At 74.7% G+C, this 20,313-nt stretch carries 17 protein-coding genes; 7 read left to right on the forward strand and 10 right to left on the reverse strand.

Going from position 1 to position 20,313, the window contains the following annotated elements; all coding sequences use genetic code 11:
• Positions 1–27: 27 nt before the first annotated feature.
• From SM793_RS22375 to miaA, 4 genes are all read right to left on the reverse strand, one after another.
• Complete coding sequence (locus SM793_RS22375; protein WP_320440038.1) at positions 28–2,505, reverse strand: RelA/SpoT family protein; 2,478 nt, start codon at positions 2,503–2,505, stop codon at positions 28–30.
• Positions 2,506–2,719: 214 nt separating this feature from the next.
• The gene (dapF, locus tag SM793_RS22380; RefSeq protein ID WP_320440039.1) at positions 2,720–3,631 is read right to left on the reverse strand and encodes a diaminopimelate epimerase; all 912 of its coding nucleotides are present in this window, start codon (positions 3,629–3,631) and stop codon (positions 2,720–2,722) included.
• 137 nt (positions 3,632–3,768) lie between these two features.
• A complete protein-coding gene (locus SM793_RS22385; protein ID WP_320440040.1) occupies positions 3,769–4,317 on the reverse strand; it encodes a hypothetical protein in 549 nt (182 codons plus the stop codon).
• 227 nt (positions 4,318–4,544) lie between these two features.
• Positions 4,545–5,504: a tRNA (adenosine(37)-N6)-dimethylallyltransferase MiaA gene (miaA, locus tag SM793_RS22390; protein WP_320440041.1), complete on the reverse strand. Its 960-nt coding sequence runs from the start codon at positions 5,502–5,504 to the stop codon at positions 4,545–4,547.
• A gap of 136 nt (positions 5,505–5,640) precedes the next feature.
• Between miaA and SM793_RS22395 the strand changes: the two genes are divergently transcribed.
• The gene (locus SM793_RS22395) at positions 5,641–6,009 is read left to right on the forward strand and encodes an antitoxin (RefSeq protein WP_320440042.1); all 369 of its coding nucleotides are present in this window, start codon (positions 5,641–5,643) and stop codon (positions 6,007–6,009) included.
• 26 nt (positions 6,010–6,035) lie between these two features.
• Here SM793_RS22395 and SM793_RS22400 read toward each other — a convergent pair whose 3' ends face one another.
• Positions 6,036–6,734, reverse strand: a complete 699-nt coding sequence (locus tag SM793_RS22400; protein WP_320440043.1) for a class III extradiol dioxygenase subunit B-like domain-containing protein — start codon at positions 6,732–6,734, stop codon at positions 6,036–6,038.
• A gap of 153 nt (positions 6,735–6,887) precedes the next feature.
• On the reverse strand, positions 6,888–8,390 hold the full coding sequence (gene miaB, locus SM793_RS22405; protein ID WP_320440044.1) for a tRNA (N6-isopentenyl adenosine(37)-C2)-methylthiotransferase MiaB: 1,503 nt from the start codon (positions 8,388–8,390) through the stop codon (positions 6,888–6,890).
• A gap of 84 nt (positions 8,391–8,474) precedes the next feature.
• On the opposite strand from miaB, the gene SM793_RS22410 reads away from it, so the two are divergent.
• Positions 8,475–9,482, forward strand: a complete 1,008-nt coding sequence (locus SM793_RS22410) for a TAXI family TRAP transporter solute-binding subunit (RefSeq protein WP_320440045.1) — start codon at positions 8,475–8,477, stop codon at positions 9,480–9,482.
• A 3-nt stretch (positions 9,483–9,485) separates the two neighbouring features.
• Here the strand turns inward: SM793_RS22410 and SM793_RS22415 are convergent, their stop codons facing one another.
• Both SM793_RS22415 and SM793_RS22420 read right to left on the reverse strand, forming a co-directional pair.
• The gene (locus tag SM793_RS22415; RefSeq protein WP_320440046.1) at positions 9,486–10,925 is read right to left on the reverse strand and encodes a HAMP domain-containing sensor histidine kinase; all 1,440 of its coding nucleotides are present in this window, start codon (positions 10,923–10,925) and stop codon (positions 9,486–9,488) included.
• A 6-nt stretch (positions 10,926–10,931) separates the two neighbouring features.
• Positions 10,932–11,687 carry a response regulator transcription factor gene (locus SM793_RS22420; RefSeq protein ID WP_320440047.1) on the reverse strand — a complete coding sequence of 252 codons (756 nt, stop codon included), beginning with the start codon at positions 11,685–11,687 and terminating at the stop codon, positions 10,932–10,934.
• A 413-nt stretch (positions 11,688–12,100) separates the two neighbouring features.
• Between SM793_RS22420 and SM793_RS22425 the strand changes: the two genes are divergently transcribed.
• The 5 genes from SM793_RS22425 to SM793_RS22445 all read left to right on the forward strand — a co-directional run bounded on the left by SM793_RS22425 (position 12,101) and on the right by SM793_RS22445 (position 17,513).
• On the forward strand, positions 12,101–12,874 hold the full coding sequence (locus SM793_RS22425) for an amino acid ABC transporter ATP-binding protein (RefSeq protein ID WP_320440048.1): 774 nt from the start codon (positions 12,101–12,103) through the stop codon (positions 12,872–12,874).
• Between the two features lie 139 nt (positions 12,875–13,013).
• Positions 13,014–13,922 carry a glutamate ABC transporter substrate-binding protein gene (locus SM793_RS22430; protein WP_320440049.1) on the forward strand — a complete coding sequence of 303 codons (909 nt, stop codon included), beginning with the start codon at positions 13,014–13,016 and terminating at the stop codon, positions 13,920–13,922.
• An 80-nt stretch (positions 13,923–14,002) separates the two neighbouring features.
• A complete protein-coding gene (locus tag SM793_RS22435; protein ID WP_320440050.1) occupies positions 14,003–14,653 on the forward strand; it encodes an amino acid ABC transporter permease in 651 nt (216 codons plus the stop codon).
• Entirely contained in the window at positions 14,650–15,501 is an 852-nt protein-coding gene (locus SM793_RS22440) for an amino acid ABC transporter permease (RefSeq protein ID WP_320440051.1), read from the forward strand. The genes SM793_RS22435 and SM793_RS22440 overlap by 4 nt, the downstream gene beginning before the upstream one ends.
• Before the next feature lie 134 nt (positions 15,502–15,635).
• Positions 15,636–17,513, forward strand: coding sequence for an FAD-dependent monooxygenase (locus SM793_RS22445; protein WP_320440052.1), 1,878 nt, complete (start codon positions 15,636–15,638; stop codon positions 17,511–17,513).
• A 42-nt stretch (positions 17,514–17,555) separates the two neighbouring features.
• Here the strand turns inward: SM793_RS22445 and rny are convergent, their stop codons facing one another.
• Together rny and SM793_RS22455 are read right to left on the reverse strand one after the other, a co-directional pair.
• Complete coding sequence (rny, locus tag SM793_RS22450) at positions 17,556–19,007, reverse strand: ribonuclease Y (RefSeq protein ID WP_320440053.1); 1,452 nt, start codon at positions 19,005–19,007, stop codon at positions 17,556–17,558.
• Positions 19,008–19,277: 270 nt separating this feature from the next.
• Positions 19,278–20,309, reverse strand: a complete 1,032-nt coding sequence (locus SM793_RS22455; RefSeq protein WP_413816015.1) for a regulatory protein RecX — start codon at positions 20,307–20,309, stop codon at positions 19,278–19,280.
• Positions 20,310–20,313: the final 4 nt, after the last annotated feature.

The raw sequence follows: 20,313 nt of genomic DNA on the forward strand, positions 1-20,313 counted from the left end.
CCGACTACCACTCGGGCGAGGTGCGAGCTACCCCTCGGGGCCGCGGTTCGGACTGGAACTCCTCTGTCCCGAGAACGCCGCGGTCCGGCCGTGAATTCCCCACGATGGTCGCACGCCGGGCGCGGGCGGGTCATCCGTATTTCCCTCCGGCGCCGCCGGGTCGTGCTCCGGGCGGCGCGCCGCGCCGGGCGGGGCGGCCGGGGCCCGGCCGGGGCCGCCGCCGGGCGGGGCGTGCGGCCGCTCCACGTCGTACACCCCGGAGACCCGCAGCATGGCCCGCAGCACCCCGGCCAGCGCGGCCGGGTCCGGCAGCTCGACGGTGTAGGTGTGCCGGACCCGCAGCTCCTGCGGCGGCTCGACCTCGGCCGAGACGATGCCGACGCCCTCCCCCGAGATCGCGGCGGTGAGGTCGGCGAGCAGCCGGGGCCGGTTCAGCGCCTCGGCCCGCAGGGTCGCCCGGTAGCCGGCCGGCGGGGCGCCGCCGGGACGCCACTCGACGTCCAGCGCGCCGCGCCCGTCGGCCCGCATCCGCTCCCCCGCCGGACAGCCGGCCCGGTGCACGGCGACCGCGCCGCCGCGGATCGGGTAGCCGACGATCTCGTCCGGCGGCACCGGGGTGCAGCAGCGGGCCAGCCGGACGGGTGCGCCCGGGCGCTCGGCCGCGGTGACCGGGACGGCGGGCCGGCCGGCGGCGACGGGGTGGGCGGGCGGCGCGGGCTGGCTCGGCGCGGGGCCGGTGCGGACCACCGGGCCGCGGGGCGGGTGGTCGGCCAGCCAGCGTTCGATGGCGATCCTGGCCGCCGGGGTGCGGGCGTGCGCGAGCCATTCGGGGGCGGGGCCGGAGGGCTCCGACCGGCGCCGCCCGGCGGGAGCGGCGGAGCGCCCGGAACTTTCGGGGCCGTCGGAGCCTTCGGAGCCGTCGGGACCGTCCGAGCCTTCGGGACCGTCGGGGCCGTCCGGCCGGTCCGAGCCGTCGGTGAGGATGGCCACCCGGTCGCCGTCCTGGAGCACGGTGGAGAGCGCCACCAGCCGCCCGTTCACCCGGGCCCCGATACATCGGTGCCCGGTCTCCTCGCCCAGCAGGTAGGCGGCGTCCACGCAGGTCGCCCCGGCCCGGAGCTGAAGCGTCTCACCGAGCTCGGTGACCGCGGTGATCTCGCGGTCACCGGCGAGGTCGGCGGTGAGGGCGGACCAGAAGGCGTCCGGGTCCGGGGTCTCCTGCTGCCACTCCAGCAGCCGGGAGAGCCAGCCCGGCCGGGCCGGGTCGGTGCGGTCCAGCTCGTCCGGGGCCTGCTCGCCGCCGCGCGCGGGCTGCCGGGGGTCGCCGAGCGCCACCACCCCGGTCTCGGCGATCTCGTGCATCCGGCGGGTGCGCACCAGCACCTCGACCACCTCGCCGCCGGCCAGCGCCACCGCGGTGTGCAGCGACTGGTAGAGGTTGAACTTGGGCGCGGCCACGAAGTCCTTGAACTCGCCCGGCAGCGGCGTCCAGCAGGTGTGCAGCTCACCGAGCACGGCGTAGCAGTCGGCGTTCTCCTCGACCACCACCAGCAGCCGCCCGAAGTCGGCCGGCTGCGGCTCCTGCGGCCGGCCGTCCCGGCCCGGAGCGGCGTCCCGCTTGAGCAGCACCCGGTGCAGCGAGACGCAGTGCCGGGGCCGGACGGTCACCTCGGCGGCGACCCCGGCCTCGGCGAGCTGACGGCCCAGCGCGCCGGCGAACGGCGCCAGCAGGGTGTCGGGGCCGTCCTCGTGCCGGGCCAGCAGGGCGCGGCTGCGGGCGTGCTCCTCCGGGTGCAGGGTGGCGAAGACGATGTCCTCCAGCTCCGCCTTCAGCACCTGGATGCCGAGCCGCTCGGCCAGCGGGATCAGTACGTCCCGGGTGACCTTGGCGATCCGCACCTGGCTGGCCGGCTTCATGTGCCGGATGGTCCGCATGTTGTGCAGCCGGTCGGCGAGCTTGATCACCATCACCCGGACGTCGTCCCCGGTGGCGACCAGCATCTTGCGGAAGGTCTCCGCCTCCGCCGCCGCCCCGAAGTCGACCTTCTCCAGTTTGGTCACCCCGTCGACCAGGTAGGCGACTTCGGGGCCGAACCCCTCGGCGACCTGCTCCAGCGTCAACTCGGTGTCCTCCACGGTGTCGTGGAGCAGCGAGGCGACCAAGGTGGTGGTGCCGGCGCCGAGTTGGGCCAGGATCATGGTGACGGCCAGCGGATGGGTGATGTACGGCTCGCCGCTCTTGCGCTTCTGGCCCCGGTGGCTCTCCTCGGCCAGCCGGTAGGCACGGCCGAGGAGGCCGAGGTCGGCCTGCGGATGGTGCCGCCGGTGGGCCTGGACCAGCGGTTCGAGGGCGTCCGGCACCGGCGGGCGGCCGGTGGCCAGCAGCGCGGCGCGCCCTGCGCGTCCGAGCGCGGCCCGGCCCAGTCCGCCGAGCGGCCGTCTGGGCCCGGCTTGCCGTGCGGACGTCGGCTGCCCCGCCAGGGGCTGCCCGGCTTCGATGGTCATCGGCACCTCCGGCAGCGGTACCGGGGGCGTGGGCCGACCCGGTGGTCCATGCTACCGAGCAGAGCACGTTCCGCGATGCCCCGCTTCCCATCCGTCATCCCTGTCACTCGAACGGGGGGATTCGATCCCATACGAATTGGGCAAACGCGACCGTCGACGGCAAAGCGGCCCGAAGGGGACTCCGCGGGCCGCCCGCACCGCTCGTGAGGGGCGGTCAGGCGCCGCCGAGCAGCGCCGTCCAGGACGGGTCCAGTTCGCCGCGGGCGACGATGACCGCCGGGCCGGTCTTCTCCACCCGGCCGTCCGGGTGCTCGGTGATCGTCAGCCGGCCGCCCAGCACGTCGACCGCGTAGGTCACGGCCGTGCCGGTGACCGCCGGGTCCAGGCCGTCCCGCCGGGCGGCGGCCACCGCGACGGCGCAGGCGCCGGTACCGCAGGAGAGGGTCTCGCCGGAGCCGCGCTCGTGCACCCGCATCGCGACGTGCCGGGGCCCCCGGTCCACCACGAACTCGACGTTGACGCCCTCCGGGTAGGCGCCCTCGGGGCTGGTCGCCGGCGCCGTCCGCAGCTCGCCGGCGTGGTCCAGGCTCTCGACGAACGCGACCGCGTGCGGATTGCCCATGTTGACGTTCAGGGCCGGCCAGCTGCGCCCGCCGACCGCCACCGCGACGCCCTCCGGTCCGGGCAGCGCGGCGCGGCCCATGTCCACGGTGATCTCCCCGGGCGTGCCGTCCGCGGCGTCCGCCGCGATCCGCACGGTCCGCAGTCCGGCCCTGGTGGCCACCGGCAGCTCGCCCGGCTCGGCCAGTCCGGCCTCGACCAGGTAGCGGGCGAAGACCCGGACGCCGTTGCCGCACATCTCGCCGATCGAACCGTCCGCGTTGCGGTAGTCCATGAACCACTCGGCACGGTCGGCCTGGTCGGCCGCCGCAGGGTCGGCGGCGGAGCGCACCACGCGCAGCAGCCCGTCCCCGCCGATGCCGGCGCGGCGGTCGCACAGCGCGGCGACGGCCTCGGGACCGACGGTCAGCCGGCCGTCCGGGTCGGGGAGGATGACGAAGTCGTTCTGGGTGCCGTGGCCCTTGAGGAAGGGGAGGCCGAGGGGCTGCGCGGAGGATGCGGTCACCCTCCCGATGGTACCGAGGCGCATCGGACCCCTGCCCTCCGGTTCCACCCCGCGGACCGGCGGGCGAACACCCGGGGAGCAGCCGGGCCCGGAGCCGGGTACGGGACGGGCGGACCGCCGCGCGGACCGCGGGCCGCCTACCGTCCGGAGAGCCGGACGACCCGCCACAGGGCCAGCGCGCAGGCGGCCAGCACGATCAGCGTGTAGATCACGATCGCCCGCCACCCGGCCCGCTCGCCGGTGCCGCGGCGCGGCAGTCCGGGCCACTTGTAACCGGCGTGCCGGGCGGCCATCGCCCCCCAGCCGAGCGAGGCGGCGGTCAGCAGCAGACCGAGCATCCCGATCATCGCCGAGCCGGCCCCGGCCGAGCCGAAGGCCAGCGGGAAGGCGAACATCAGCGACCCGGCGGTGGCCAGCAGGGCTATCGGCAGGGTCTGCCACCAGCGGAGCCGGCGGCGCGGTCGGATCTCCCGCTCGTGCACCGCGCCGGCGGGGGCACTGGTGTCGAGCGCCGGCAGCGCGAGGGCGTACGAGGTGGGCAGGTCCAGTCCGGCGAGCACCGGCAGGTCCGGCAGCGTCGAGGAGTCGAGGTCGGCGGTCCGCGCCGTGGCACTGCCGCCGACGGCCCCGCCGTTCACGGACCGTCCGGCGCTGTGGCCGGTATCGGGGCCGGTACCCGTGGACACGCGGCCTCCCCTGACAGTTCGACACGAGTGCGACTCGCGGCCTGGCCCGGCCGGCCCGCCCGGGCCGACCCTCGTGACCTCGATAATGGCATGTCCAGGGTGGCGTTCCGGGCCTGACCGGGGTCATCGGGTGATCCGTGGCCATCACGTGATCCGGTCGTGACCGCCGGACTGTGCTGCACGGCCGTCTGCCCGCGCAACTGCACCGCCGGATGGCCGGAAACCGCCTACCGGGCGGCCGTTTCCTGACGATCGATCAGCCCGAGCGAACGATCGAGCAGCTCGGCCGGGTCGGTGCCGGCCGGCCTGGAGAGCCAGTGGATCCGGTCGTCCCGGCGGAACCAGGACTCCTGCCGGCGGGCGAACCGCTTGGTCGCCCGGACGGTCTCGGCCCGCGCCTCGTCCTCGGTGCAGGTCCCGGCGAAGTGGTCCAGCACCTGCTGGTAGCCGAGCGCCCGGGAGGCCGTCCGCCCCTCGCGCAGCCCGAGCCCCTCCAGCGTCCGCACCTCGTCCAGCAGCCCGTCCCGCCACATCCGGTCCACCCGCAGGGTGATCCGCTCGTCCAGCTCGGGACGCGGCACCGCGACGCCGATCTGCACCGCCTCGTACACGGCGGTGTTGCTCGGCAGGTTCGCGGTGAACGGCTGCCCGGTGATCTCGATGACCTCCAGCGCCCGGACGATCCGCCGGCCGTTGCCGGTCAGGATCGCCTCGGCCGCCGCCGGGTCCAGTGCGGCCAGCCGGCCGTGCAGCGCGAACGGGCCGAGCCGCTCCAGCTCCCCCTCCAGCCGGGCCCGGACCTCCGGGTCGGTGCCCGGGAACTCCATCTCGTCGATCGCCGCCCGCACGTACAGGCCGGAGCCGCCCACCAGGACGGGGGTGCGGCCGGCCGCGAGCAGCCGGTCGATCTCGGCCCGGGCCAGCCGCTGGTACTCGGCGACGCTGGCGGCCTCGGTGACGTCCCAGATGTCCATCAGATGGTGCGGGACCCCACCGCGCTCCGCGGCGGAGAGCTTGGCGGTGCCGATGTCCATGCCCCGGTAGAGCTGCATGGAGTCGGTGTTGATCACTTCGCCGTCGAGGGCGCGGGCCAGGGCCACGGCCAGGTCGGACTTGCCGGCGGCGGTCGCGCCGACGACCGAGACGACACGGGGGCGGCTGGGCCGGACAGTAGTGGAGCTGCTCACCGGACAAGTCTGCCAGGGAACGGCCGCCGACCGGTCGGCCCCCGTCCAGGTCCGTTCACGTCCCCTTCGTCCCGTTGCGAACGGTTCCGGTGTGACGGACGTTGTGAGAGAGACAGCGAGGAAAGGGTGAGGCGCCATGGGTCTGATGGACAACCTCAAGGGCAAGGCCGAGGAGCTCAAGGAGAAGGCCAGCGAGTTCGCCGGCAAGCACAGCGACCAGATCGGGAGCGCGGTGGACAAGGCGGGCGGCGCGATCGACAAGGCCACCAAGGGCAAGTACAGCGAGAAGATCGAGCACGGCACCAGCAAGGCCAGGACCGCCGTGGACGACTTCGCCCACAAGCCCGAGGGCACCGACGGTGCCGGAGGTGCCGGGGGTACTGGGGGTGCCGGGGGTACCGACACCGCCCCGGGCGGCACGACGGGCGGCCCGACCGGTGGCACGCCCGGCCCGACCGGCGGCACACCCGGCACACCCGGAGGCACACCCGGCCCGACCGGCTGACCGCCCGACCGGGCCCGGCCCGGGGCTCAGCTCCAGGAGGCGACCAGGTACCCGACCCCGTACGGCGCGTCCTGGTAGCCCAGCCGCGCGGTGAGGCCGGCGCCCTCGGCGGCGCCGGCCAGCACCTGCCAGGGCGCCCGGCCCCCGGCCTTCAACTCGGCCGCCAGGTCCGGGTCCAGCGCCGCCAGCGCGGCCGTGTCCGCCGTACCCAGCGCCCGGGCGAGCGCCGCGTCGTAGCCCTCGGCCCGCTCGTCCAGGTACCCGGGCGCCTTCAACGAGCGGCAGGCGCTGCCGTCGCCCATCACCAGCAGCCCGACCCGGTCGGCCAGCCCGGCCAGGCCCTGGCCCAGCCCGAGCATCCGGTCGGCGGGCGCGTCGGCGGGCACCGCGCAGGCGTGCGTCGGCAGGGTCGCCCCGGCCCGGCCGAGCAGCCAGGCGCCGACGGTCAGCGCGGGCGACAGCTCGGGGCCCTCGGCCCGGCCGCCCGGCAGCGCGGCCACCAGCGGCACGCCGTACCGGTGGAAGGACCCGGCCCCGCCCTCGGTCCACACCTCGGCCTCGGGCCCGGTGCCGACGACCACGAGCAGGTCCGGCCCGGCGGCGAGCACCGCCCCGAGCGCCTCGTCGCAGGCCGCGCGCAGCGGCTCCAACTCGGCCGCGGCCCCGGCGGCGACCTCGGGGACGAGCAGCGGCGGACAGGGACACACGGCGGCGGCAACCAGCATGCGGATCACTCTAGGGCTTGCCCGGCCGAGAACGCCGACGGCCCGGGAGACCGTGCGGTCCCCCGGGCCGGACGAAGGCCGGGCAAGGCCCGACGGCCGTCGCGCGGGGCCAGCGCCGGGCCGCCGCGCGGATCAGTGCCGGCCCGGTGCCGGTCAGTCCCCGCAGCAGGCGCCCCCGGCCGGGGCGGCGAGCGGCAGCGCCTTCGGGGCGCCGATCGACGGCAGCCCCAGCATCACGCCGGCCGGCTTGGCCGCGGCCACGCCCTTGCGCTTCTCCCAGGCGTCCCCGGCCCGGGTGCGCCGCACCGCGAGCGTGGGCCCCTCCGCCAGCAGGTGGTGCGGGGCGGCGTAGGTGATCTCCACCGTGACCGTGTCGCCCGGGCGGACCGGCTCGGCGGGCCGGGTGAAGTGCACCAACCGGTTGTCCGGGGCACGGCCGGAGAGCCGGTCGGTCCGGTCGTCCTTCTTGCCCTCGCCCTCGGCGACCAGGACCTCCAGGGTGCGGCCGACCTGCTTCTTGTTCTCGTCCCAGGAGATCTCCTCCTGGAGCGCGATCAGCCGGTCGTAGCGGGCCTGGACGACCGCCTTCGGGACCTGCCCGTCCATCTCGGCGGCCGGGGTGCCCGGGCGCTTGGAGTACTGGAAGGTGAAGGCGTTGGTGAAGCGGGCCTCGCGGACGACCTTCATGGTCTCCTCGAAGTCCTCCTCGGTCTCGCCGGGGAAGCCCACGATGATGTCGGTGGAGATGGCCGCGTCCGGCATCGCCTCCCGCACCTTGCGGATGATGCCCAGGAAGCGGTCCTGCCGGTAGGAACGGCGCATCGCCTTGAGGACCCGGTCCGAGCCGGACTGCAGCGGCATGTGCAGCTGGTGCATCACGTTCGGGGTCTCGGCCATCGCGGCGATCACGTCGTCCGTGAAGTCGCGCGGGTGCGGCGAGGTGAAGCGGATCCGCTCCAGGCCCTCGATCTGCCCGGCGGCGCGCAGCAGCTTGGAGAACGCCTCGCGGTCGCCCAGGTCGGAGCCGTAGGCGTTGACGTTCTGGCCGAGCAGGGTCACCTCGATGACGCCCTCGCCGACCAGCGCCTCGATCTCGGCGAGCACGTCGCCGGGCCGGCGGTCCTCCTCCTTGCCGCGCAGCGCGGGCACGATGCAGAAGGTGCAGGTGTTGTTGCAGCCGACCGAGATCGCGACCCAGGCGGCGTACGCGGACTCCCGGCGGGTGGGCAGGGTGGAGGGGAAGGTCTCCAGGGACTCCAGGATTTCGACCTGGGCCCTGCGCTCGACCGCGGCCCGCTCCAGCAGGGCCGGCAGGTGGCCGATGTTGTGGGTGCCGAACACCACGTCGACCCAGGGGGCCCTGGCCACGATGGTGTCGCGGTCCTTCTGCGCCAGGCAGCCGCCGACGGCGATCTGCATGCCCTTGTGACGGGTCTTGACCGGGGCCAGCTGTCCGAGGTTGCCGTACAGCTTGTTGTCCGCGTTCTCCCGCACCGCGCAGGTGTTGAAGACCACCAGGTCGGGGTCACCGTCCCGGTCCGCCTTGACGTACCCGGCGTCCTCCAGCAACCCGGAGAGCCGCTCCGAGTCGTGGACGTTCATCTGGCAGCCGTACGTGACGACCTTGTAGCTCTTGGATCCGCTGTCACCGCTCACCCGACCAGGGTACGGGCAGCTCCCCCGGTGCTTCCGCCGTCCTTCCCCCTCCCGTTCGCCGCGGGCGCCTGGCACTATCCCTCCATGGCCTCCAGCACCTCCTCCCGACTGCGCACCGCGGCCCGCCGACCACTGTGGCGGATCGTGTCGGCGCTCGTCCTGGTGCTGGCCGGCCTGGGCGGCTGGTGGCTGTCGGAGAGCCGCTCCCCCGGCTACCCGCGCGGCGAGACCCGCCTGGCCACCGGCGTCCAGCGCGGGGTGTACGACCGGTACGGTCAGCTGCTGGACGCCCATCTGGCCAGGGCGATGCCCGGGGTCCGCCTGGAACTCGACAACTCCGAGGGCTCCATCGACAACCTCCGCCGGGTCACCTCCGGCCGGGACGACTTCGCGATAGCCACCGCGGACGCCGTGGCCCAGTACACCGGCCCCGGCCGGGAGAAGCTGCGGGCCATCGCCCGGCTCTACGACGACTACCTCCAGCTGATCGTGCCGGCCGGCTCCCCGGTGCACCGGGCCTCCGACCTCAAGGGCCTGCGGGTCGGCGTCGGCCAGCCGCTCTCGGGCGTCAATCTGGTGACCGGGCGGCTGCTGGCCGCGGCCGGTCTGGACCCGGAGCGCGACATCACACCGGCCCCGCTGGGCATCGGCGACGCCGCCGACGGGCTGCGGCGCGGCGAACTGGACGCCTTCTTCTGGTCCGGCGGCCTGCCGACCAACGCGCTCACCGACCTGTCCGAGCACGTCCGGATCCGGATCGTGCCGCTGGGCGACCTCGCCGAGTCGGTCCACATGGTCGAGGGCGGCGGCACCGACGCCTACCGGGCGGCCACCATGCCCAAGGGCACCTACCCCAACGCCGAACCCCAGGACGCGGTCGCCACCGTCGCCGTGCCCAACCTGCTGATCACCCGCGCCGACGTGGACGACGACCTGGTCCAGGGCCTCACCAGCGCCGTGATCGACAGCCGCGACCAGATCGGCGCCCAGGTCCACGCCGCCCAGCTGGTCGACCTCCGCACCGCCGTCTACACCGAGCCGCTCCCCCTCCACGAGGGCGCCGCCCGCTACTACCGCTCGGTCAAGCCCTGACCCTCAGCCGCGCTTGTCGGCGGCGCGGGGGACGGCGAGGGTGACGGCGAGGCCGTGCGGGACGGCGGCGCCGAAGGTGAGGGAGCCGCCGGCGGCCTGGAGCAGGGTGGTGGCGATCGACAGGCCGAGGCCCGAGCCGTCCACGTTCTGGTGCCGGGTGCTGCGCCAGAAGCGGTCCCCGGCGCGGGCCAGCTCCTCCTCGGTGAGGCCCGGGCCCTGGTCCGAGACGGTCACCGCGACCTCCTCGCGGCGCACCGCGACCAGCACCCGCACCCGGCTGCCGGGCGGGCCGAACTTCAGCGCGTTGTCGACCACCGCGTCCAGCGCGCTGCCGAAACCGATCGGGTCGGCCAGGCCGAGCGCCAGCGCCGGTCCCTCCCAGACCAGCTCCGTCCCGCGCTGCGCGGCCAGCGGACGCCAGGCGTCCACCCGGGCCAGGGTGAGCACGGCCAGGTCGGTGGGCTCCGGCTCGGGGCGGGCGTGCTCGGCGGTGGCCAGGCCGAGCAGGTCGTCCAGCACCCGGGCCAGCCTGACGCCCTCCTCGCGGACCCCGCCGAGCTCCTCGTCGTGGCCCTCGGGCAGTTCCAGGCCCAGCACCTCGACCCGCAGCAGCAGCGCCGCCAGCGGGTTGCGCAACTGGTGCGAGGCGTCGGCGACGAAGGCCTTCTGCTGGTCCAGGGCGAGCACCACGTGGTCGGCCATCTCGTTGAACGAGCGGGCGAGCCGCTGCAGCTCGGGCGGTCCGCCGCCGGGCGCCACCCGGGCGTTCATCCGGCCGGTGGCGATGTCGTGGGTGGCCCGGTCCAGGGTGCGGACCGGGCGCAGCACCCACTCGGTCAGCCGGGCCGCGAGCAGCACCGCAACGATCATCGCGACGGCCTCGCCGGCCCCGATCACCAGCCACTGGCGCAGCACCCGGGTGCGCAGCGCGCCGGTCGGGGAGTCGCTGAGCACCACCGCGACCACGTCGCCGTCGCGGACCACCGGGGTGGCGACGATGAGCGTCCGGTCCGGGGTCCACGGCCAGACCTGCGGCGGGTTGTGGCTGCGCCGGCCGTCCAGCGCCTCCTGGAAGGCCTGGTCGGCCCAGCCGCTGGCGGGCACCCGCCAGTCGGCCGGGGCCACCGCGATCGGTACGCCGTCGCGCTGGAAGATGCCGATCCGCACCCCGTACAGATCGTGGTAGCGCACCACCTCGGCGTCCAGCGCGTGGCGGCGGCTGAGGTCGCCGGGGGCGGGCTGGGGGTCACCCTTGAGCGCCGATTCGAGGCCGGAGACGCCGGAGGTCGGCAGGTCCTGGGCGAACCGGGCGGCGTCGTCCAGGCGGTCGACCACCACCCGGCTCTGCTCGGCGGCGGCGAACGCCGCGGCGAGCGGCATTCCGAGTGCGGCGAGCACGCAGAGCATCAGCGCGATCAGGATGCCGAGGAGGCGGGTGCGCACGTGCGGTCAGTGCTCCGCGCGGGCCGGGGGCGGGCTGTCGGCGGCGGGCGCCGGGCATTCCGGGATCAGCCGGTAGCCCACGCCCCGGACGGCCTCGACCAGGCCGGGCAGGGCGAGCTTGGTGCGCAGCGAGCCGATGTGCACCTCCAGGGTGCGGCCGTTGCCCTCCCAGCCGCTGCGCCAGACCTCGCTGAAGATCTGCTCGCGGCGGTAGACCACGCCGGGGCTCTGGGCGAGCAGCGCCAGCAGGTCGAACTCCTTGCGGGTGAGCGGCACGTCCCGGCCCTCGACGCTGACCCGGCGGCGCTCGCGGTCGATCACGATGCCGCGGGACTCCAGCGGGCCGCGCTGCCGCGGAACGGTGTCCGGGGCGGGTGCGGCGACGGCGGCGGGCGCGGCGCCGCGGCGGGCGACGGCGTGGATGCGGGCGAGCAGCTCGCCCATGTCGTAGGGCTTGGTGACGTAGTCGTCGGCGCCGAGGTTGAGGCCGTGGATCCGGGAGCGTATGTCGGCCCGCGCGGTCACCATGATCACCGGTACGCCGCTGCCGGCCCGGATCCGGCTGCAGACCTCGAAGCCGTCCCGGTCGGGCAGCCCGAGGTCGAGCAGGACCACCCGGTACGGCTCGTTGCCGTCCGGCACCAGGGCGTCCAGGGCCTCGTGGCCGCTGCGGGCGTGCCGGACCTGGAAGCCGTGCCGGCCCAGGACCGCGACCAGCGCGGCGGCCACGCGTTCGTCGTCCTCGACGAGCAGCAGTCGCATCGTTCTCCTCCTCTCCCGGACTGATTCCCGGGGAGTGTCCACCGGTCGCCGTGCGATCGTCACGGCCCCTGCCGGGCAGGTCCCGGTCCTGCGCAGTATGGGCCAGCGGGCGCCCGGACGCCAGGCTCGGCCGACGGCCGCCCGGGCCCGCCGGGGCTCCGCGACCATGCCCGCCACGGCCTCCGGACGCTGTCACCGTGCCCCTGGCGGGCCTTTGTGAACAGCGTCCGCCCGGCATGTGTCCGGATCGTGATCCTCAAATTCCACTCAGATCGGCTGACGTGGCGCCGTCAGGGCTCCTATGGTCGGCCCACCGAGGGTCGCGGCTCCGCCGGCTGCGACCCTCGGATTCCTACCACCATTGCTGCCCAAGGGAGTTCGCACCCACGGGCCGACCCGAGGGAGCAGGCCCGATGACCACGAGCCTCGACCAGGACTCCCGCGCCGACGCCGCTCCCCTGGTGGTCCTGCGCAACGTGAACAAGCACTTCGGTGCGCTGCACGTCCTCCAGGACATCGATCTGGAGATCCAGCAGGGCGAGGTGGTCGTAGTGATCGGCCCCTCCGGCTCCGGCAAGTCCACTCTGTGCCGGACGATCAACCGGTTGGAGACCATCGACTCCGGGGAGATCAGCATCGACGGCCGCCCGCTGCCCGCCGAGGGCCGGGAGCTGGCCCGGCTGCGGGCCGAGGTCGGCATGGTCTTCCAGAGCTTCAACCTGTTCGCCCACAAGACCGTGCTGGAGAACGTGGTCCTCGGCCAGGTGAAGGTCCGCGGCATCGCCAAGGACCGGGCCGTGCGGACCGCCCGGGAACTGCTGGACCGGGTCGGTGTCGGCGCCCAGGCGTCCAAGTACCCCGCCCAGTTGTCCGGCGGCCAGCAGCAGCGCGTCGCGATCGCCCGGGCGCTGGCGATGAACCCCAAGGTGATGCTCTTCGACGAGCCCACCTCGGCGCTCGACCCCGAGATGATCAACGAGGTGCTGGAGGTCATGCGCCAGCTGGCCGCCGACGGCATGACGATGGTCGTCGTCACCCACGAGATGGGCTTCGCCCGCTCCGCCGCCAACCGCGTGCTGTTCATGGCGGACGGCCGGATCGTCGAGCAGAACACCCCCGAGGCGTTCTTCACCGCGCCGCGCTCCGAGCGCGCCAAGGACTTCCTCTCGAAGATCCTGCACCACTGACCACCCGGTCCGGACCCCCGGCCGACGGCGGCGGGGCGCCACCGCGCGTCCTCCCGCCCGCCCGCCGGGCCCCCACCCGAACCGCACCCATCGCCAGAGCCCGGTCGACCCGTGGCCAAGCCCGAGGAGAACTACCCTCATGAGGACTCGTCGCACCTTCGCCGTCGCGCTCTGCGCCATCGCGCTCACCGCCACCGCCGCCTGCGGCAAGGACGGCACGCCCGGCACCGGCAACGCCTCGTCCGGTGGCACCGCCGCCCCCGCGCTGCCCACCTACACCGTGAAGACCGACGTCAAGGTCGACTCGGCCGTGCTGGCCGAGGCCAAGAAGCGCGGCCAGCTGATCATCGGCGCCAAGTCCGACCAGCCGTTCCTCGGCTGGGAGGACCTCGCCAGCGGAGACCGCAGCGGCTTCGACATCGAGATCGCCAAGATGGTCGCCGCGGACCTCGGCTTCACCCCGCAGCAGATCAAGTGGCAGACCCTGGTCTCCTCGCAGCGCGAGCCGGCCATCTCCAAGGGCCAGATCGACTTCTACGTCGGCACCTACAGCATCAACGACGAGCGCAAGAAGACCGTCTCCTTCGCCGGCCCGTACTACGTCGCCGGCCAGGACCTGCTGGTCAAGTCCGACAACACCGCGATCACCGGCGCGGACTCGGTCAACGGCAAGAACGTCTGCACCGCCACCGGCTCCACCTCGATCAAGAACATCGAGAAGTACTCGCCGAAGATCACCCAGTTCGACACCTACTCGGCCTGCGTCGAGAAGCTGATGTCGGGCGAGGTGGACGCGGTCACCACGGACGACGCCATCCTCAAGGGCTACGCCTCGAAGTACGCGCCCAAGCTCAAGGTCGTCGGCCAGCCCTTCACCAAGGAGAACTACGGCGTCGGCCTGGGCAAGGACGACAAGGCGCTGCGCGACGCGATCAGCGACGCGCTCAAGGCCCACCAGGACAACGGCGACTGGAAGAAGGCCTACGACGCCACCCTCGGCCTCTCCGGCGCCGCCGCCCCGCAGCCGCCGGCGCTCGACCGCTACTGATCCACCCGCCTCGCCCGATCTCCTGATCCTCCCCGAGTCGACACACCCCTGAGACGAACCCCTGAGAGGAGGGCCGCCGGATGGGCTTCCTGTTCGAGGACGGCAACTTCGCGCTGTTCCGCGACGGCTTCCTGCAGACGATCGAGCTGAGCGCGCTCAGCGCGCTGCTCGCCCTGCTGCTGGGCACCCTGCTGGCGGCCTTCCGGGTCTCCCCCGTCCCCGTCCTGCGTGCCTTCGGCACCGGCTGGGTGACGATCTTCCGCAACACCCCGCTGACCGTGCTGTTCTTCGCCGTGACCTTCGGCCTGCCGCCGCTCGGCGTGCACTTCAGCCACCTCACCTTCGCGGTGCTGGCGCTCGGCGGGTACACCGCGTCGTTCGTCTGCGAGGTGCTGCGCTCGGGCGTCAACACCGTCCCGCTCGGCCAGGCCGAGGCCGCCCGCAGCCTCGGCATGACCTTCGGCCAGACCCTCACCCAGATCGTCCTGCCGCAGGCGGCCCGGACGGTGCTGGCACCCATGAGCAGCGTGTTCATCGCGCTGCCCAGGAACTCGGCGATCGCCGGCGCGTTCAGCGTCAGCGAGCTGTACAGCGCGCAGCAGACCTTCTCGGAGCGCGGCTACTCGATCTTCGCGATCTTCTTCTGGGTGGCCTGCGCCTACCTGCTGATCAGCGCCACCGTCGCCCTGCTGTTCCGCTCCCTGGAGAACCGACTGGCGGTGGCCCGATGAGCTCGATCTTCACCCGCCCTTCCACGGCCAGCGTCCTCTACGACGCCCCCGGCCCGAAGGCCCGCTCCCGCTACCGGGTGTTCGGCGTGCTGTCGCTGCTCGCGATCGCCGGCCTGCTCTGGTACGCCGTCACGGCGCTCGCCGACAACGGCCAGTTCGACGCCGACCTCTGGGACGCGTTCCAGTACAACACCATCCAGCAGCGGATCGTCGACGGCCTGCTGTCCACCCTGGAGGCCTTCGGGCTGGCCGCGGTCGGCTCGCTCTCGCTGGGCGCGCTGCTCGCCGCCGGGCAGCTCTCCGACCACCGGCCGGTGCGCTGGGCGGCCGTCTCCTTCGTCCAGTTCTTCCGGGCGATGCCGCTGCTGATCCTGATCGTCGCGCTCTACTACGCCTTCTTCGCCAAGGAGCCGATGTGGGCCCTGGTGCTGGGCCTCACCCTCTACAACGGCTCGGTCCAGGCCGAGATCATCCGCAGCGGCGTCAACGCCGTCCCGCGCGGCCAGGGCGAGGCGGCCTACGCGCTCGGCCTGCGCAAGACCCAGGTGATGGCCGGCATCCTGGTCCCGCAGGCGGTCCGCTCGATGCTGCCCACGATGATCGGCCAGCTGGTCGTCACCCTCAAGGACACCTCGCTCGGCTACATCATCACCTACTCCGAGCTGCTCTACGCCGGCAAGCAGATCGCCACCCAGCCGCTCAACGCCGCGGGCTTCCCCTACATCCCCGTGGTCCTGGTGATCGGCCCCATCTACATCGCGATGTGCCTCCTGCTCACCGCGCTCGCCCGGTGGATCGAGGCACGCGGCCGACGCGGCGCGAACCGGCGCACTTCGGCTGCTGCTTGACGGACACGCAGGTGAACTGTTGCATTGCTCTTCGTGACACCATCCGGGAGCATCCACGCGGCATATGACGGCGGGCTGACGGCCGGTCCGTGCTCCGAGACCCACGGCGCCCGCCCGGGCCCGGAGGGACCGGCATGGACCCGGTGATCGTGGTCGGGGCCGGGCCGGTCGGCCTGGCCCTGGCCCTCGCCCTGGCCCGGCACGAGGTGCCGACCGTCGTGCTCGACGAGGGCTCCGGACTCTGCCCCGAGAGCCCGCGCAGCCTCGTCCTCGGCGCCGACACCGCCGCCTTCCTGACCCGGACCGGCTACACCCGGGCCGCCTCCGACGCCGCCCGCTGGGACGCCTTCGCCGTCTGGCGCCGCCGCCAGGAGGTGCTCCGGATCGACCTCGCCGACACCCCCGTCCTGCACCTGCCCCAGCACCGCCTCCAACGCGGCCTCCGCGACGCCCTCACCGGCACCCCGCTGGTCAAGCTGGTCCCGCTGCACCGGGTCACCCGGCTCGAACAGGACCGCGACGGCGTCAACGTGCTCACCCGCAACCCGCAGGACGGCACCGAGACCTGGTGGCGCGGCAGCCACCTGGTCGGCTGCGACGGCGCCCGCTCGGCCGTCCGCAAACTCCTGAAGATCCGCTTCCCCGGGCGGCCCGCCGTCGACCGCAGCGCGATCGCCACCGTCCGGGTGGACCTGCCGTTCACCGAACCCCGGCTGCACCGCGAGCCGCCGTGGCGCGGCGACCGCGAAGCCACCGCCCGCCCCCTGCCGGACGGCGTCTGGCGGCTCGACTGGCGGCTCCCCCCGGGCCGGCCCGCCCCCGCCGAACCGGTCGACCCGCACGCCACCTGGCCCGGCATCGTCACCGGCGACACCCTGCTGACCAGGGTCTCCGCCACCCTCACCGGCTGGTGCGGCGAACTCCCGACGTTCGACCTGCTCGCCGCCGCCGACCACACCGCCCAGCAGCGGCTGGCCGCCCGGTTCCGGGTCGGCCGCTGCTTCCTGGCCGGCGACGCCGCCCATCTGCACGGCGCGCTCGGCATGCAGAACCTCACCGACGGCCTGCGCGACGCCGACAACCTGGCCTGGCGGCTCGCCCTCGCCTGGCACCTCCACTCGGGCGGCCCCCAGCCCGGTGGCTCCCTGCTCGACGGCTACGAGACCGAACGCCGCGGGGCGGTCGGCGCCCGGCTGCGCGCCGTCGACCAGGCCATGCCGCTGCTGCGCCCGCTGCGCGGCTGGGCCCAGACCCGGCGCTCGCTGCTCACCGGGTCCTTCCGCAAGCACGCGCCGATGCTCGCCGACGGGCACCTCGGCACCGGGCGGTTCGGCGGCGCCCCCGCCTATCCGGCCGCCCCCTCCGGGGTGCCCGGGCGGGTACCGGTCCAGCGCGGCGCCCGCAGCACCACCTCGCTCAGCGAACTGCTGCCCGCCACCGCCCCCGGGGTGCTCGTCCCCGACCTGCCGGTGCTCACCACCGACGGCACCCCCGACCGACTGCACTCCCGGCTCGGCGCGGGCTTCCTGCTGCTGCTGGTCGCGCCCGGCACCGCCGTCTGGTCCGCGGAGCGCTGGCTGGGCGCCGGGCTGATGCCCCGGCTGGCCGAGGTCGCCGCCGCGCTGCCGGTCCCGGCCGAGGTCCTGGTCACCGAGGCCTACCCGGGCGCCGGCCCGCACACCGTGCTGCTGATCCGGCCCGACGGCCATCTGGTCGGGGTCACCCAGGGCGCGGCGGCGGAGGACCTCCAGGCACTGGCCGACGGGGCCAGGGGCGGCCCGGCCTCGCTCCCCGGCGGGCCCGAGCAGGAGGCGCCTGCCTCCGAACCGGCCGCGCCCGGCGTCACTGCCCCCGGTGTCACTGCCTCTGGTGTCACTGCCCCCGGCACTCCGGCCCCCGGCCCGGTCGTCACCGGTCCGGTCTCCGCCACTCCGGCCGCCACGCCTGTCACCACTCCGGTGACGGCTCCGGTCACCGCTCCCGCCCCGCCGGTGCGCCCGTCCGGGCGCTGACCGCGCGGCGGCCGGACGGGCCGACCGTCGGGGCTGCCGGGGCTACCGGGCCACCTCGGTCGCCCGGCTCTCGCGGACCACGGTGACCCGGATCTGGCCCGGGTAGGTCAGCTCCTCGGCGACCTGCTTGGCGACCTCACGGGCGATCACCTGCGCCCCGAGGTCGTCCACCACCTCCGGCCGGACCATCACCCGCACCTCCCGGCCGGCCTGCATCGCGTAGACGGTCGCCACGCCGTCGTGCGCCCGGGCAATCTCCTCCAACCGCTCCAGCCGCCGCACATACGCCTCCAGCGACTCCTTGCGCGCGCCCGGCCGCGCGCCCGAGCAGGCGTCGGCGGCCTGGGTGAGAACCGCCTCCACCGTCCGGGGCTCCACCTCCCCGTGGTGCGCGGCGATCGCGTGCACCACGTCCGCCGATTCTCCGAACCGCCGGGCCAGGTCGGCACCGATCGCCGCATGGCTGCCCTCGACCTCGTGGGTCAGCGCCTTGCCGATGTCGTGCAGCAGCGCCGCGCGCCGCACCGGCTCCGGGTCCACCCCGAGTTCGGCGGCCATCATCCCGGCCAGGTGCGCCGACTCCACCAGGTGGCCGAGCACGTTCTGCCCGTAGGAGGCCCGGTAGCGCAGGGTGCCGAGGATGCGGACCAGCTCCGGGTCCATGGCGCCGACCCGGACGGCGAGCAGCGCGTCCTCACCGGCCCGCACGCAGCGCAGCCCGACCTCGGCCCGGCTGCGCTCGTACACGTGCTCGATCCGCAGCGGGTGGATCCGACCGTCCTCCACCAGCTGCTCCAGGGTGAGCCGGGCGGTCTCCCGGCGGACCGGGTCGAAGCAGGAGAGCTGTACCACCGAGGGCGTGTCGTCGATGATCAGATTGACGCCGGTGACGGCCTCGAAGGTCCGGATGTTGCGGCCCTCGCGTCCGATCACCCGGCCCTTCATCTCCTCGTTGGGCAGCCGGAACACCGACACCGCGGTCTCGGCGGTCTGTTCGGCCGCCAGCCGCTGGATCGCCCCGGCCAGGATGACCCGGGCCCGCTGCTCGCCCTCCTCGCGGGCGGCGCGCTCGATCTCCCGGACAGTGACCGCGGCCTCCCGGCGGGCCTCCGACTCGGCCTCCCGGACGAGTTCGGCGCGGGCCTCGGCGGCGGAGAGCCCGGCGGTCCGCTCCAGCTCGGCCGCCCGGCGCCGGAGGAGTTCCCCGGCCTCCGCCGCGGCGGAGGCCAACGCGGCCGAGCGCTCGGCGAGTTCGTCCTCGCGGGTGCGCAGCCGGTCGAGCTCCCCGGCCAGCCGTTCCTCACGCCGGTCGAGTTCGGCCCGCAGCCGGTCGGCCTGCTGCTCGGCCTGCCGCCGGGCCCGTTCGGCCGCCGCCGCGGCGCGGCGGCGAGCGACCCCCGACCGCCGGGCCAGTAGCCATACTGTCGCCAGGACCATCAGCAGGACGGCCGCCGCAAGGGAAGCGGCCGATCCGGCGCTCACCGCGATCCTCATGCTGCCCACTCCCCGTCCCGCCGCGGCACACCGCCCGGGACCACCGCGCGGCCGCCCGGAACCGCCCGGTCACAGGCATGGCCGGGCCCACGGCCGGAGGCGGCCGAGGGACGATCGAGGTGCTCCCGCACTGAGTGCGAGGCTAAGCGCGGGTTACGAAACGGTCAAGACTGGCCAGGTAGTTGACCAACCCTCGGGTAACAGTCGGGGCGGAGCGGGAGGGCCGCGCTCCGCACGGGGAGCTGCCCCCGCGGGCCGGTCCTCGCGGGCTCAGTCCTCGTCGCCGTGCTCGTCCCCGTGCTCGTACTCGTCCTCGTCCGTGAGCCCCTCCGCGTCCAGGGCGTCGCGGACCACCCGGAAGGCCAGGCCCTCGGAGTAGCCGCGCCGGGCCAGCAGTCCGACCAGCCGGCGGGTGCGGGTCTGCCGCTCCAGGCCCCGGGTGGCCCGGAGCCGCCGGTCGACCAGGGCCCGGGCCGCCTCGGTCTCGTCGTCGTGGTCGAGTTGGGCCAGGGCCTGTTCGGCGGACTCGCCGGAGATGCCCTTGGTCCGCAGCTCCTGCGCCAGCGCACGCCGGGACAGACCGCGGACGCTGTGCCGGGACTCCACCCAGGCCCGGGCGAAGGCCGCGTCGTCGATCAGCCCGACCTCCTCCAGCCGGGTCAGCACCTCCTCGGCCACCTCGTCCGGGATCTCCCGCTTGCGCAGGGCGTCGGCGAGCTGCTTGCGGCTCTTGGCCGCACCGGTGAGCAGACGCAGGCAGATGTCCCGCGCCCGGCTCTCGGGATCGGCCGGCTCCTCGGTCCGGGCACTCCGGCCCGCCCCGCGACCGCCCGGACCCCGGCCCGTGCCGTCGTGGTCCCGACCCCCGGAGGCACCGCCCCCCCGGGTACGGCCGGACCGACGCCTCGGGCGCTCCTCCGGGAACGCCGGATCGGGGTCGGCCGCACCCCCGTGACCGGCCGTCCCCGCTCCGTCGCCCCGGCCGCCACCGACGGCCGCGCCACCCTCGGCCTCCAGCGCCGAGCGCCGCCGGCGCCGCCCCGTGGGCAGGTCGGAGGCCTGGACCAGCCCCAGCTCACCCGCGTCCGCCGGGCGGGCCGCCGGGCGCTTCACCGCCCGGGCCCGCTCCGGCGCGGGCTCCGGCTCCCACGCCGGCTCCCACGCCGCTTCCGGCCAGGTCCACGACTCGGTCTGCGACTCGGCCCGCGGCCCGGTCCGTGGCGCGGCGACAGCCGCGAACCAGTCCGGCGGCCCCTGGTCGTCGTCCTCCTCGGGGCCGGTCGGCCCACTGTGCTGCGTCAACGGC

Source organism: Kitasatospora purpeofusca (assembly GCF_034043715.1).
GTDB classification, from domain to species: Bacteria; Actinomycetota; Actinomycetes; order Streptomycetales; family Streptomycetaceae; genus Kitasatospora; species Kitasatospora purpeofusca_A.

Coding starts and splice junctions, on each gene's coding strand:
- SM793_RS22395 (WP_320440042.1), top strand. CDS start 5,641: ATGGGTCTGATGGACAACCTCAAGGGCAAGGCCGAGGAGCTCAAGGAG.
- SM793_RS22410 (WP_320440045.1), top strand. CDS start 8,475: ATGGCCTCCAGCACCTCCTCCCGACTGCGCACCGCGGCCCGCCGACCA.
- SM793_RS22375 (WP_320440038.1), bottom strand. CDS start 2,505: ATGACCATCGAAGCCGGGCAGCCCCTGGCGGGGCAGCCGACGTCCGCA.
- SM793_RS22425 (WP_320440048.1), top strand. CDS start 12,101: ATGACCACGAGCCTCGACCAGGACTCCCGCGCCGACGCCGCTCCCCTG.
- SM793_RS22445 (WP_320440052.1), top strand. CDS start 15,636: ATGGACCCGGTGATCGTGGTCGGGGCCGGGCCGGTCGGCCTGGCCCTG.
- SM793_RS22430 (WP_320440049.1), top strand. CDS start 13,014: ATGAGGACTCGTCGCACCTTCGCCGTCGCGCTCTGCGCCATCGCGCTC.
- SM793_RS22435 (WP_320440050.1), top strand. CDS start 14,003: ATGGGCTTCCTGTTCGAGGACGGCAACTTCGCGCTGTTCCGCGACGGC.
- rny (WP_320440053.1), bottom strand. CDS start 19,007: ATGAGGATCGCGGTGAGCGCCGGATCGGCCGCTTCCCTTGCGGCGGCC.
- SM793_RS22400 (WP_320440043.1), bottom strand. CDS start 6,734: ATGCTGGTTGCCGCCGCCGTGTGTCCCTGTCCGCCGCTGCTCGTCCCC.
- SM793_RS22440 (WP_320440051.1), top strand. CDS start 14,650: ATGAGCTCGATCTTCACCCGCCCTTCCACGGCCAGCGTCCTCTACGAC.
- SM793_RS22420 (WP_320440047.1), bottom strand. CDS start 11,687: ATGCGACTGCTGCTCGTCGAGGACGACGAACGCGTGGCCGCCGCGCTG.